Source organism: Microvirga soli, assembly GCF_016734765.1.
Classification (GTDB): Bacteria; Pseudomonadota; Alphaproteobacteria; order Rhizobiales; family Beijerinckiaceae; genus Microvirga; species Microvirga soli.
This window is the reverse complement of sequence record NZ_JAERQE010000003.1, coordinates 274,954-288,730: the sequence shown is the minus strand read 5'-3', so window position 1 is coordinate 288,730 and position 13,777 is coordinate 274,954. Positions and strand designations below refer to the sequence as shown.

Sequence of the window (13,777 nt, the reverse complement as noted above, 5' to 3'; positions counted from 1 at the left end):
GGGCTGAGGCGATGACAACGCGTTGGGCCTCACGCCAGTTGCAGAGGGCTCCATCTTCGCCTGAAGCAGCACTTTGTAAACCATCCTCAATCATAGTCTCCCGATGACCTATCGGAATGCGGCCCGCCTCACTGTTGCCTTAAGCTTGATGGTTCTCTCGTGCGCAGCGTTGAGCAGCCTGGACGACGCGTCGGCGGCCTCTGAGCCGGCGCCTGCGATCATTCCAGCCCGTCAGTCGGCGAGCCCCGCTGCATCCTCATCAGAGCCCGCTCTGCGACAGAAAGCTGCAGTTCCGGCAGCCGCTGAGTCCAATCCACCGGCGCCTCCCCCAAAAGCCCCTGCAGCGACCATTTCGCAGGACACCCGCCCGACCCTGGATGCCAGCACCTTCATCAGTACCATGCGGGCCGCTTGGACCTACAAGCGCATTGTCGAAACAGGAGGCTGGCCTACGCTCCCCGATGGCACCGTCATGAAGGCCGGCGACAAGGGGCCGCTCGTTCCGGTTCTTCGGCAGCGTCTCGCCGTCGAGGGAGATCTCTCCGCCGAACTCGCGACCGGCACCACCTTCGACGCCGCTCTCACAAGCGCGGTCAAGCGGTTCCAGGCGCGGCACGGCCTTTCGGAATCCGGTGCAGTGCGCGCCAGAACACTCGAGGCTCTCAACGTCCCCGCCGCAACACGTCATCGCCAGCTCACTGCCTCCGCACAACGGCTGGCAGGTTCCACTTTCTCGTTCGGCGACCGGTATGTGGTGGTCAACATTCCCTCGGCCGCCGTGGAGGCTGTCGAGCAAGGTCAGGTTGTTCGGCGTTACGTCGCCATCGTCGGCAAAGCCGACAGGCCCTCGCCCGCCGTCGAAACTCGCGTCACGGCAGTCAATCTTAATCCGACATGGACGGTGCCGGTCTCCCTCATCAAGAAGGACATCATTCCCCATGTCAGGAAGGATCCGGATTATCTCCAGAAGATGAAGATCCGCATCCTGGACGCGAAGGGACAAGAAGTCGATCCGAAGACTATCGACTGGTCGACGCAGAACGCCGTGAACTACACACTGCGACAGGATCCAGGCGCGATCAATTCACTCGGTCAGATCAGGATCGACATGCCGAACAAGCATGCAGTTTACATGCATGACACACCCAAGAAGCAGCTTTTCGCGCAGGATATTCGCTTTCACTCCTCTGGCTGCGTTCGTGTCGCTGATGTAGGCGACTTCGCCGAGTGGCTGCTGCGCAGCATCAACGGACCTTCGGGTTCTTGGACGAAGTCGGGCATTGATGCAGCCATCGCCAGTACAGCACGTCAGGACATTCGGCTCGACAAGCCCGTTCCGGTCGCGTGGGTTTACCTGACGGGGTACGCAACGGCCGACGGTACGGTGCATTTCAGGAGCGATGTGTACGGGCTCGATGCGCCGAAAAGCGAGCCTGTTCCTGAACCGGAGGTTGTCGACGTGCCGGCGACAGCATCCATCAAACCCAAGCGCCTGTGACGCCCGCAGGTCTGAAGACGCTCAATTTCTCACAAGCTCTTTCTGCGCAGCAATCGCCCGGACGATGGCACGATCATGCGAGATCTGCGCCATTCGAACACCACATCCTGGAGCCTGTCGATGGCAGCCATCGCTTGAGCCCGTGAGGCTGCGATCACGGCAGGGTCACGCAATGCAAAACGATCGGTGTCTTGAGCAAGGCGCCTGCAACGGTCTTCCACGAGGCGCCTCGCCTCTTGCAGGCGCGGATGCGGAATTCCGGCTTCTGTCATCTCATCGCAGGAGCGCAAAACATCGCGCGCGAGGTTCTCTCCGGAATACAGGCCTGAATAATTATCGATCATGCTGCGTATGTAGCCGATCGAGTAACGAATTTCCTGTCTCAGTATCGTGTCGCTGCTCATCGCGCTTCCCCGGACGTGGAGTTGCATTCCTGCCTGCATGGGCGATGAAATGGGTTATGCCCTACGGATCTCTAAAAAGGCGTTAGCCCGGCTTGCCGGTATGCTGCTCGGAAGGATTATCGGCTGGAGGCAGCAGGGGCAGAGTGCTCCGCTCCGTCACTGTGACCTGGGAAAACAAAACTTTCTCAAGGAGAGGCCCTGCAACGATACTGGCGACAAACGCGAATGCAGCGACGATCAAGCCAATTCGTCCACAAAGGCTCAGCATATCTCGCAATGCCATGGACCCGCCTCCTGCTTGCTTCGTTGGATAAAAGCTTAGGAGACGATGCCGCCGACGCCAATAGACTAAAGCATAAGATCAGGTGAACACCCGATGCGAATGCTTGAGCAATGTGCCCGAACGTCTGGCAACCAAAGAGGTTTCGGAATCAGACCCCTATTGGAAAAAATTTTTTAGATTATCCACAGAGTCGGCCTCTGTTCGCAAATTTTGAAACATTGTTTTAGACAAGTTTCCGCGTATCCGCCCTCGCGATTCTGACAGTCAGGCCCAATCGAACAGGGTGCGCTGCGCATCAGTCCCTCGGCTGATCAGATGAACAATTCAGCGTCGGTCGACTTGAACATAGGTTCAACCGGATGGATCGAATGTCCTACTCGCCTTCCTTTTCCGCCTCAAAGCATCACGAGGAACTTGGACCTTCCTTCTACGACATTGTCGAACCGGCAAGCTTTCCGCAGCACATCCTGCGCTATCGCAACCAGCGTTGGGCGGAGCGGGTTGGCCTCGATACTCTCACCAATCAGGAATGGATCGATCATCTTGGTCGCTTCACGCCATTGCCCGGGAGTTTCGAGCGGCCGCTGGCCCTGCGCTACCACGGCCATCAGTTCAGAACCTACAATCCCCATCTCGGCGATGGACGCGGATTTCTCTTCGCGCAGCTTAAGGATGCCGAGGATGGGCGGCTTCTCGACCTCGGAACCAAGGGAAGCGGGCAGACACCATGGTCGCGCCATGCGGATGGCAGGCTTACGCTCAAGGGCGGTGTACGGGAAACCCTGGCGACTGAGATGCTGGAGGCACTCGGTGTCGAAACCTCCAAGTCTTTCAGCCTGATCGAGACGGGCGAGGAACTTGAAAGAGGCGATGAGCCGTCTCCCACCCGATCATCCGTCCTGGTTCGCCTCAGCCATTCGCATATCCGCATCGGAACGTTTCAGCGGTTTCTCTATCTCAACGAAGCCGACAATCTCCGCACGCTGCTCGACCATTCCGTTCGAACCTACCTGCCCGACGCGTGGCGTGATGAGGAACCGGCACGGGCGGCCGCGTTTCTCGAACAGGTCAGCCGGCGTGTTGCTCGCATGGGCGCGCAATGGATGGCTGCGGGTTTCGTGCATGGCGTGCTCAACACCGACAACATCAATGTCACGGGAGAAAGCTTCGACTACGGACCATGGCGCTTTCTGCCACATTACGATCCAGGCTTCACGGCTGCTTATTTCGACGAGACCGGCCTTTATGCCTTCGGACGGCAGCCTGACGCGCTGCTCTGGAACCTCTACCGCTTGGCGGAATGCCTGCTTCCTCTGGCTCCGCAGGATCTGTTGGAGCAGGCTCTCGGGTCTTTCGAACCTGCTCTCCACCAGGAGTTCGCGCACGCGATCTTGCGGCGCCTCGGGATCCAATCCAGGGGTTACGAACATGACGGGGCTTTAGCCAAGCATCTATGGAGCTTCCTTCACGAAACTCGTGCTCCATTCGAGCAGACATTCTTTGACTGGTATGGTGGCGTCCTGAGCACCAAGCGTGCGGAGGCGAGCACATCTGCAAACTTCTATGCGCTCGAATCCTTCCAAGCTTTCAGAAACATCTTCAGCGACTTTACACCCTCGCCTGACATCAATCACGGACACCCATATTTCGGGCGGCAGATACCCTGCACCATGCTGATTGATGATGTGGAGGCAATATGGGCACCTATTGCCGCCGAGGATGATTGGTCACTTTTCACTGCCAAGCTCGCGGACATCCGCGCCATGGCAGAAGCCTACCGGATCAAATGAACTTCTCAGAATAAGATCCTGCTTCCCTAGCGGCCATCATAATGGCCAAGCTATAACCAATGCATACCTTGGTTATATGGATATCAACCAGAGCCTTCTAAGGCACACATAGCGTATGCTTTAGGAAAGTTCCCCCGTTAAGTTGAATAGAATTTTTTCAGTGTGCAGGAACGTTATTCATATACATGCGTATATTAGCCAAGTACGCCGTCACTAAGGTGGCTACACATCACAATTGGCTAATTATGTAGGTGAACACATGAAGCGCTCGCACGCTCTTGCCTTGTCTGGTGCAGCCCTCTTCCTCGCTGTCGGCTCCCCGGCCTCTGCCCAGAATCTTGGGCCCGCACCGCAGTGCGTACCGGCTGTGGCCAATCCATCCATGTACGGCAACTGCCGCCTTCGTATCGTACAGGGCCAGGAAGTCTGCCGTTGCGCCATCCTCCCCCAGGCTCTGCGCAAAATGGATGACCGGACCAGCGAACGGAACCAGACCGATGCTGTGACCGGCTCGATCGGCCGTAATCCTGCTTTCAGTCCGGAAACCGGAAGTCCTGTGGTTGGCTCGTCTGGTGGCGTCAGTGACGGACGTGGCCCCAGCCGTGGCGGCGCGGTTGCGGATCGCGGCAACTCGGGAGCAGGCAGCACTGGCGGTACCGGCGGCACTGGTAGCAGCGGTGGCGCTGGCGGCACAGGTAGCAACGGCGGAACCGGTGATGATGGCGGCAACGGCGGCACTGGTGGAACCGGCGGGAGCGGTGGCTCGGGTGGCAACGGCGGCGCTGGCGGAACCGGTGATGATGGCGGCAATGGTGGCACGGGTGGCAACGGCGGAGCCGGCAACGGAAATGGCGGCGGCCACGGTGGTCATGGCAACAACGGTCATGGCAATGACGCTGACGGTAATGACTCCTCAAACCCGGGCAATTCCAACAATGGTGACGGGTCCGATGCTGATGGGCCCGCCGGAGGCGGAAACGGCAATGGCGGTGGCAAAGGGAACGGCAATGGCGGAGGCCATGGCAACAACGGTCACGGCAATGATCCCGATGGAAACGACTCCTCCAACCCGGGCGGCTCCAACAATGGCGATGGGTCTGATGCGGATGGCCCGGCCGGCGGTGGAAATGGCGGCGGGAACGGAAACGGCGGTGGCAACGGAAATGGCCGCGGCGGCAAGGACTAAATCCGCCTAGCAAAAACAGAGCCCGTGGCCACGAAAGCGGCCACGGGCTTTTTCTGTCAGATCAGAGTTAGGGCAAATCTTGGGCGAGCAACATTCTAAGTTGAATCGTCGAGGCTAAGCCAAAGCCGCTTGGCAGGCCCGCTCGTAGACGTCCTGATAGCGTGAGGCGGAACGGTCCCAACCGTGAGGTCTGTTCATCGCAGCCCGGCGCATGGTGATGAGACGCGATCTCGAACGGAATGTGTCGAGACCTCTTCTGATCGCATCCGTGAAACGACTGAGCGAAGGCTCGCCGAACAGGAAGCCGGTGACGCCGTCCTCAATCGTGTCGGCCAGTCCGCCCGTCTTGTGCGCGATCGGCAGTGAGCCGAAGCGCTGCGCATACATCTGGCTGAGACCGCAGGGCTCGAACCGGGATGGCATGAGTAGAAAATCGCTGCCCGCATACATGCGGCGCGCATCGCCCTCGTCATAACCGATCTTCACGCCGACCGAACCGGGATGGCGCGCCGACAGAGCTTTCAGCTCTGACTCAAAGCGAGCCTCGCCTTGACCGATGACGGCAATCTGCCCCCCTTGAGAAACGATTGTTTCCGCCGCCGAGATGGCGAGATCGACACCCTTCTGATGCACGAGGCGCGATACCACAGCGAAGAGCGGACCGGAGGACAGGTCGAGGCCGAAGCTTCTGCGCACCGTGCTGGCGTTGGCGCGCTTGCCCCGGAAGTTTTCGGTAGAAAACCGGCTGACCAGATAGGGATCCGTGCTCGGGTCCCAGCTTGCATCGATGCCATTGATGATGCCATCAAGACGGCCTTCCTCCGCGCGGGTCCTGAGAAGTCCGTCGAGACCGCAGCCGAATTCCGGGCGCGTGATCTCCTTGGCGTAGGTGGAGCTCACAGTCGTGATATGGGACGAGTAGTAGATCCCTGCTTTCAGGAAGGAGAGCTTGCCGTAGAACTCGACGCCATTGATTTGAAAAGCGGCATCGGGAATGCCCAGATGGGCCAAGCGATTACGATCGAAGTTTCCTTGATAAGCAAGATTGTGGATTGTCAGAATTGTCGGAATGCGCTGCCCGCGCCAAGCGAGGTAGGCGGATGCCAGCCCCGACGGCCAGTCGTTGAGGTGCAGGAGATCGGCCCGCCACAGGGAATCGCCATTGCCACAGGCAATGTCGGCTGCCGCTAATCCAAGACGCGCGAAACGGATGTCGTTGTCGCTCCAGTCATTTCCAAATCTGTCGACATATGGCGATCCGTCGCGATCATACAATTCCGGGCACAGAAGCACATAAACCGTCAAGCCGTCCTGGGTCTTACCGCGTCCAAGGCCGCAGGCCGGTATGCCGAATGAAGCCGGAAGACGGCCAATCTCTTCCACATCGCCGATTTGCGACAGAACCTGACGGTAACCCGGAACGAGAATTCGTACATCGTAGTGATGGCGCAGTGCGCGCGGCAGTGCCGCCGACACCTCGCCAAGCCCTCCGGCCTTGATGTAGTCGGCTATCTCGGATGTTACGAAGAGAATTGACTGACGGCGCTTGATGGAAACAGAAGCCTGGGAGCCGGTCAGAAGTTCGGCATGCGCCAAGGTCGAGACACCTGAAACGGTGTCCACTTGAGATGAATCCAGCATGTTAGCTCAGAGGCGCGATCCCCATCGACTCCCCGCGCCATAGGCAGTCGGGCTCTTAACTCCTTCGCCCCGGATATGGTTCCGCAGAAGTTCTAGAAAATTCCTGACTAGCCCTTTGAGCCAGCTTGGCCGAGCAAGCCTGCGAACTCCATTACAGTCAAAGTCAGCTTGGCTGTTTTTTTCGGCTGCTCTGGAACATTGCCTTGCAATTGTCGTTCGCAAGTGCCTCCCCCTGCTTTCCGGAGTTCAAATGCGGCGCGTTCACTCTATGCCCTTTGGGGCTGAGATAACCCCCGATGGTATTCGCTTTGCTCTCTGGGCGCCTACAGCCCAAGACGTGCGGCTCGTATTGGACAGTGCCGAGCTTCCAATGACAGCCAGTGCCGAAGGCTGGTATCGCCTTGTTTCGCAGGAGGCCCATGCGGGCAGCCGCTACGGGTATAAAATCGATGGCAATATTGTAGTGCCCGACCCGGCCTCCAGATTTCAGCCCGATGATGTTCATGGCCTGAGCCTCGTTGTTGATCCTGGAACATACCAGTGGTCCGATACCAGGTGGAAAGGAAGGCCCTGGGAAGAAACGGTTCTCTATGAGGTCCATGTGGGAACGGCAACGCCGGAGGGCACCTATGCGGGCTTCATGACCAAGCTTGAAGATCTGCGCGACTTGGGCATCACCGCCATCGAGCTCATGCCTATAGGCGAGTTCCCCGGCCGACGGAACTGGGGCTATGACGGCGTTCTGCCCTACGCACCGGATGCAGCCTATGGCAGCCCGGACAACCTGAAGCGGCTCGTGGAGCGTGCGCACACGCTCGGCATCATGGTCTTCCTCGACGTGGTCTATAATCACTTCGGCCCCTCGGGAAATTATCTCCACGCTTATGCCAAGACCTTCTTCACGGAGCGCCATCCGACTCCCTGGGGGGCTGGCATCAATGTGGATGGAGACGGCAGCCGCAACGTGCGCGACTTCTTCTTTCACAATGCGCTTTACTGGCTGGAGGAATTCCATATCGATGGACTTCGCTTCGATGCCGTCCACGCCATTGTGGATGACGGCAAGCCGCACTTCATCGAAGAGCTAGCAAACAGAATCCGTGAAGCCATCCCTGATCGACACGTTCATTTGGTGCTCGAGAACGAAGCGAACCAAGCGCGCTGGCTTGGACGAGACACCAGCGGACAGCCTACGCTCCACACGGCACAATGGGCTGATGACATCCACAACTCCTGGCATGCTCTGCTGACCGGTGAGAGCGAAGGCTATTACGAAGATTATGCCAACCGGCCGCTCGAGCATCTCGGACGGGCGCTGGCGGAAGGCTTCGCCTATCAAGGCGATCCATCTCCGCACAAGGATGGTGTCGTTCGCGGCGAGCCCTCGGGCCATCTGACCCCAGCAGCCTTCGTATCCTTTCTCCAAAACCACGATCAGGTAGGCAATCGCGCATTTGGCGAACGCCTTTCACATTTAATCCCGCCTGAGCGCTTGGATTTCGCGCAAGGCGTCTTCCTCCTGTCGCCACAGATCCCGCTGATCTTCATGGGTGAGGAGTGGTCCGCTTCGACACCATTCCAGTTCTTCGTCGATTTCGAGAGCGAGCCGGATCTCGCCAAGGCTGTGCGTGAAGGAAGACGCGGCGAATTCAAGCGGTTTAAGGCTTTCACGGATCCGGAGATGTCGCAACGCATTCCCGATCCGACGGATCGCGCGACGTTCGAGCGCTCCAAGATCGACTGGTCGGAGGCTGCGCAATCATCTCATCAGGAGATTCTCGCGCGAACCCGTCAACTGCTCGACCTGAGGCAGGCGGAGATCGTACCTCTCCTGAAGAGTCAGTATCGCGGTTCGAACTACACAATTTCGCCTGATAAAGTCCTCGACGTGACCTGGACCTTCTCGGCCGGCACGCTTCGCCTGCTGGCCAACTTCGGCGACGGGATCGTGAGCGGAACGGCGGGCGAGAACACGCGTGTGCTCTGGTCGAGCGAGGGCTCCAAGATTGCTGATAAGAGTCTTCAGCTTCCATCCTGGTCGGCCATCGTCATGAAAGGAATAACCGCATGAGCAAGCTGGACGCTCTGCTGGAGCGGATGGCCGCGCTCGTCGGCATTTCCCCGGACTACAGTGATGCCTTCGGAAAAAGGGTCGAGACGAGTTCCGACACCAGAAAAGCCCTGCTGGCCGCTCTCGGTCTCGATGTCGCAACCGCCAAGGGTGCGCAGGAGAGCCTCGAGCGATTGAAGCGGCTGAAGGCAGGCCCGCTGCCTGCGGTGATGACCGTGGAAGCTGAGGCGCCTGCAACAATCAAATTGCGCAGCGCTGCAGGAGCCTCAGCTTGGGCCCTGACGGAGGAAGGCGGAACCACTCACGAAGCCCGCCTTACCAAAACCAGCCGCGCTCTCGAACTCCCTCCCCTTCCAATGGGCTATCACCGGCTCCAGCTAGGCGACCGGGAGGCGACGATCATTGCCGCTCCCGACAGGTGCTGGGAGCCCGAAATCCTGAAGGGCGACACAAGATTGTGGGGTCTGACGGCACAGGTTTATTCCCTGCGCTCGGAGCGTGACCTCGGGATCGGCGACTACTCGGACGTGGCTCTCACCGCAGAAGCTGTCGGCCGGTTCGGCGGCGCGTTTCTGGGCCTCAGTCCGGTTCATGCGCTCTTCACGGCAGACCGCTCCAAGATATCTCCCTATTCGCCGTCCTCACGCCTGTTCCTCGAGTCACTCTACATCGACCCGACTGATGTCGAGGGCTATGCCGAGAGCGGCGCACAGGAGTTGCTCCAGGGCTCGGACGTGCAGCAGCGCCTCGCCAAGCTGCGTGGCGCCTCGCTCCTCGATTATGCCGAAGTCTGGTCCATCAAGCGCCCTGTCCTTGACGCCCTCTGGTCCTGGTTTCAGACCACTGGCGACAAGGCCGCCTTCGAGGCATTCCGCCGGGAAGGTGGCGAGGCTCTGGAGGCACACGCCACTTTTGAGGCGCTCTCGGAACATTTCCGCGCACAGGGTCTCTTCTGGGCCGGCCAGTGGCCCGAAGCCTTTCGGTCGGTCCATTCGGATGAGGTCAGGCGCTTCCAGGCGCAGGAGGCGGAGCGTGTTGCATTCCATGCCTGGCTGCAGTGGCTAGCCGACTGGCAATTGGGCCAGGCTTCTGAGCGGGCCCACGCCGCGGGACTTCCCATTGGCCTCTATCGCGATCTCGCTGTTGGATCGGATGGCGGCGGATCCGAAATCTGGTCGACCCCAGAGCGCTATGCTCCAGGGCTGTCCATCGGCGCACCGCCCGACCCTCTCGGTCCGCAGGGACAGGATTGGGGTCTGCCGCCCTTCAACCCGCTCACACTCGAGGAACAGGGCCTTGCCGCCTTCCGTGATCTCGTCACGGCCAACATGCGCCATGCCGGCGCGATCCGCATCGATCACGCCTTCCAGCTTCAGCGCCTCTTCCTGATCCCATCCGGCGCTCCTGCCTCGCAGGGGGCCTACGTGGATTATCCGTTCGAGGCCATGCTGGCGGTGTTGCGCATCGAGAGCCACCGCGCCCGCTGCCTTGTGATTGCGGAAGATCTGGGAACGGCACCGGAAGGTTTCTCCGACGCAATCATGGAATCGGGTGTTCTCAGCTACCGGGTTCTGCCCTTCGAACGCGATGGCTCCGCCTTCAAGAAGCCGGACCAGTATCCCCGATCGGCCCTCGCGGTGATCACCACCCATGACCTGCCGACCTTCACCGGGTGGTGGCGTGGCCTCGATGTCGACCTGCGCCAGACTCTCGGCATTTTCGACCCGAAAACATCCGACCGCGAGCGTGCTGCGCGAAAGGCGGACAAGAGCCACTTTACTCAGGCGCTCGCGGCAGAAGGGCTCCTGCCTGCAGCGCAGGTAGCGGAAGAACCGCCCCTTGAGGCGACCATCCGTTATCTCGCCCGCACCTCGTCGGTGCTCACGGCCGTGCAGATCGAGGATGCATCCGGCGAGTTGAACCAGCCCAACATGCCCGGCATGGATGTGGGCCATCCCAACTGGCGCCGCAGACTGTCGAACACCATCGAGGACATCGCTGCGCCAGGTAGCCTCATGGCAAAGCTCGCCGTGGCCCTGACCGAGGAAGGCCGTGATGTGCGTGCGCGCAGGAGCGCCCTCGCCGCGCCGCCACCCCGTGCCACCTATCGCCTGCAATTCCACAAGGATTTCACCTTCGACGATGCCGTAAAAATCGTGCCTTATCTGGCCAGCCTCGGCATCAGCCATGTCTATTCCTCGCCGATTCAGGCGGCGGCTCCCGGATCCACACACGGCTACGACATCGTCGATCATTCCGTCATCAATCCGGAACTCGGCGGAGAGGAAGGATTCGGCCGCTTCTCGGAGGCGCTGAGGAAGCACGGTCTTAAGCTCGTCCTCGATATCGTGCCGAACCATATGGGCGTCGGCGGTCAGTCGAATGGCTGGTGGCTCTCCGTGCTGGAATGGGGGCGTCTCTCCCCCGTGGCCGATGCTTTCGACATTGACTGGGAACGTCCCGGAGCCGGCGGCAAGCTGATCGTCCCGTCCCTGGGCGGTCTCTATGGTGAGGTTCTCGAACGGGGCGAACTGCAGCTGAAATTCGACCCGGAGGACGGCTCCTTCAGCATATGGCATTGGGAGCATCGTTTTCCCGTTTGCCCCACTAATTACCCCAAGATCCTGGGTCACGCGCTGGCGTCGCTCGCCAATCCTGCCAAGGCCGGGAAGCTGCGAAGCATCACCGACCGCCTGCGAGCGATGGGACAGCACGACACCGGGCAGAGTTCCTCTTTCCTTCCGGAGGAAGCGGAGGGGCTCAAGCACGATCTGGCACAGGCGGTTGCAGGTTCGTCGGACCTACGAAAGGCCATCGATCGGGCTGTCGCTGCCATCAATGGCAGTCCGGATGATCCGGGTAGCTTCGATGCCCTGCACCGTCTTCTGGAAGCACAGGCCTACCGCCTCGCCTTCTGGCGGGTAGCATCGAGCGAGATCAACTACCGCCGGTTCTTCGACATCAACACCCTGGCGGGCATTCGCGTCGAGATCCCGCAGATCTTCGAGAAGACCCACGAGCTGATCCTCCGCCTCGTGAACGAGGGTCTCGTTCACGGCCTCAGGATCGACCATATTGACGGTCTTGCCGATCCGGAGGGCTACGCTCGCGCCCTCCAGGAGAAGGTGGGCCCTGGCTTCTATGTGGTGGTCGAGAAGATCCTTGAGCCCGGCGAAGAGTTGCGTTCCTGGCCCGTCGCCGGAACATCGGGATACGATGTGCTCAACGTGATCGATGGCGTGCTGGTGGACACGCGATCAGGAGAAGCCTTCGAGCGGATCTACCGTGAGGCAGCGGGCCTTCAGGGCTCCTATGAGGAACTCCTTAAGGAAGCCAAGATTGACATCACCGAGAAGAACTTCGCCAGCGAGCTCGAGGCTCTGGTCTCGGACATCAAGGCTGTTGCCGATGCCAACCGCCGCACACGCGATTACACGACGTTCGCCCTGCGCCAATCTCTGCTGGAGATTGTTGCCGCGTTTCCCATCTACCGCAGCTATCTGAACGATGGAGCGCCTGCCCCTGAGGACGTCCGCCTGATCGAGGAGACGATTGAGGCCGCCAAAACCTCCAGCGCGCTTCCCGATCAGACCGTGCATGACTTCATCGCCTCAGTCCTTTTGGGACGGACGCAATCCGGCGCCCCTGGTGAAGTGCGCCGCTTCCGCCGCCGTTTCCAGCAGCTCACAGGCCCCGTTATGGCGAAAAGCCTGGAGGACACCCTCTTCTACCGCTATGGGCGCCTGATTGCCTTGAACGAGGTAGGCGGCGACCCCGGGCATTTCGGCCTAACGCCGGACGCCTTCCATCAAGCGAATGCGGACCGTGCCCGGAACTGGCCGCATGCCATGATCGCCACCGCCACGCACGACACCAAGCGCGGCGAGGATGCGCGCGCCCGACTTCTGGCTCTCTCCGAGATGCCGGAAGAATGGGCGAATGCCCTGAGCGTCTGGAAGGAACTGACATCCGCTCACCTGTCTGAGATCGGAGGCGTTCCCGCACCGGACGCCAACGATCAGGTCATCCTGCTGCAGGCTCTGCTCGGCGCGCTGCCCCTGGAGCTTCTGGAGAAGGCTGATCGCAGGAAACTGGCCTCATTCCAGGAGCGGATGGCGGGCTACCTCACCAAAGCGCTTCGTGAAGCCAAAAGGCACACGAGCTGGGTTGCTCCAAACCAAGCCTATGAGGATGCGGCTCTTGCTCTGCTAAGAGCCGTACTCGATCCGAAGAGCTCATTCCTGGAACGTTTCGGTGACTTGGCCCGGCGCCTCTCCACGCTGGGCATGCTGAACGGCTTGACCCGTACAGTTCTTAAGCTGACATTGCCCGGGGTGCCCGATATTTACCAGGGTACGGAGTTCTGGGATTTCTCGTTGGTGGATCCGGACAACCGGCGCCCGGTGGACTATGCGGCCCGCGCAAACGCTTTGGAGAAGAGTGACCCGCTCACATCTCTCATGAGCAACTGGACCGACGGGCGGATCAAGCAGCAGATCATCGCTGCCCTGCTACGTGACCGGCTCCAGTCACCGGCGCTTTATGCCGAGGGGGACTACCGGGTCATACAAGCCGAGGGCGCCCGTGCCGACCGTCTCATAGGCTATCTAAGGCAACATGGCACCAGCACTCTTGCCGTCCTCGTTCCGCGCCTGTGGGCGAGCTTGGTGAAGAAGAGCCCTGACCCAACGGTCGACCCTGCAATCTGGGGCAATACAAGCATCGAGCTAGGACGAGGCACTTGGCTGAACGTGATGACAGGGAACGAGATCCTCATTGATCGAGGGCGGACAAAAGTCTCCGATCTGATGAAGGAATTCCCCTTTGCCGTGCTCAAGCTGAAATCCTCCGAGGGGCATACATGATCGATAAGGGAGCCCACCTCCCAAATCATCCATCCCTGC

7 protein-coding genes are annotated in these 13,777 nt (G+C 60.0%); 5 read left to right on the top strand and 2 right to left on the bottom strand.

Features of this window, described 5'->3' with window-relative positions; all coding sequences use genetic code 11:
* Window positions 1-103 precede the first annotated feature (103 nt).
* Window positions 104-1,498: a L,D-transpeptidase family protein gene (locus tag JKL45_RS05025; protein WP_201860017.1), complete on the top strand. Its 1,395-nt coding sequence runs from the start codon at window positions 104-106 to the stop codon at window positions 1,496-1,498.
* A gap of 29 nt (window positions 1,499-1,527) precedes the next feature.
* Here the strand turns inward: JKL45_RS05025 and JKL45_RS05020 are convergent, their stop codons facing one another.
* On the bottom strand, window positions 1,528-1,902 hold the full coding sequence (locus JKL45_RS05020) for a hypothetical protein (protein WP_201860015.1): 375 nt from the start codon (window positions 1,900-1,902) through the stop codon (window positions 1,528-1,530).
* 651 nt (window positions 1,903-2,553) lie between these two features.
* Here JKL45_RS05020 and JKL45_RS05015 point away from each other — a divergent pair.
* Both JKL45_RS05015 and JKL45_RS05010 read left to right on the top strand, forming a co-directional pair.
* On the top strand, window positions 2,554-3,975 hold the full coding sequence (locus JKL45_RS05015) for a protein adenylyltransferase SelO (RefSeq protein ID WP_201860014.1): 1,422 nt from the start codon (window positions 2,554-2,556) through the stop codon (window positions 3,973-3,975).
* Window positions 3,976-4,234: 259 nt separating this feature from the next.
* Entirely contained in the window at window positions 4,235-5,161 is a 927-nt protein-coding gene (locus JKL45_RS05010; protein WP_201860013.1) for a hypothetical protein, read from the top strand.
* Between the two features lie 114 nt (window positions 5,162-5,275).
* Here JKL45_RS05010 and glgA read toward each other — a convergent pair whose 3' ends face one another.
* Complete coding sequence (gene glgA / locus JKL45_RS05005) at window positions 5,276-6,802, bottom strand: glycogen synthase GlgA (RefSeq protein ID WP_201860012.1); 1,527 nt, start codon at window positions 6,800-6,802, stop codon at window positions 5,276-5,278.
* Window positions 6,803-7,052: 250 nt separating this feature from the next.
* On the opposite strand from glgA, the gene treZ reads away from it, so the two are divergent.
* Both treZ and JKL45_RS04995 read left to right on the top strand, forming a co-directional pair.
* On the top strand, window positions 7,053-8,873 hold the full coding sequence (gene treZ / locus JKL45_RS05000; RefSeq protein WP_201860011.1) for a malto-oligosyltrehalose trehalohydrolase: 1,821 nt from the start codon (window positions 7,053-7,055) through the stop codon (window positions 8,871-8,873).
* Window positions 8,870-13,738 (top strand): malto-oligosyltrehalose synthase, encoded by a 4,869-nt coding sequence (locus tag JKL45_RS04995; protein WP_201860010.1) that lies wholly within the window; start codon window positions 8,870-8,872, stop codon window positions 13,736-13,738. Before treZ ends, JKL45_RS04995 begins: the two co-directional genes overlap by 4 nt.
* The last annotated feature ends 39 nt before the right edge of the window (window positions 13,739-13,777 follow it).

What these genes read in the sequence shown, in the direction of transcription:
- JKL45_RS04995 (WP_201860010.1), top strand. Translation starts at nt 8,870, where the DNA reads ATGAGCAAGCTGGACGCTCTGCTGGAGCGGATGGCCGCGCTCGTCGGC.
- treZ (WP_201860011.1), top strand. Translation starts at nt 7,053, where the DNA reads ATGCGGCGCGTTCACTCTATGCCCTTTGGGGCTGAGATAACCCCCGAT.
- JKL45_RS05020 (WP_201860015.1), bottom strand. Translation starts at nt 1,902, where the DNA reads ATGAGCAGCGACACGATACTGAGACAGGAAATTCGTTACTCGATCGGC.
- glgA (WP_201860012.1), bottom strand. Translation starts at nt 6,802, where the DNA reads ATGCTGGATTCATCTCAAGTGGACACCGTTTCAGGTGTCTCGACCTTG.
- JKL45_RS05010 (WP_201860013.1), top strand. Translation starts at nt 4,235, where the DNA reads ATGAAGCGCTCGCACGCTCTTGCCTTGTCTGGTGCAGCCCTCTTCCTC.
- JKL45_RS05025 (WP_201860017.1), top strand. Translation starts at nt 104, where the DNA reads ATGACCTATCGGAATGCGGCCCGCCTCACTGTTGCCTTAAGCTTGATG.
- JKL45_RS05015 (WP_201860014.1), top strand. Translation starts at nt 2,554, where the DNA reads ATGTCCTACTCGCCTTCCTTTTCCGCCTCAAAGCATCACGAGGAACTT.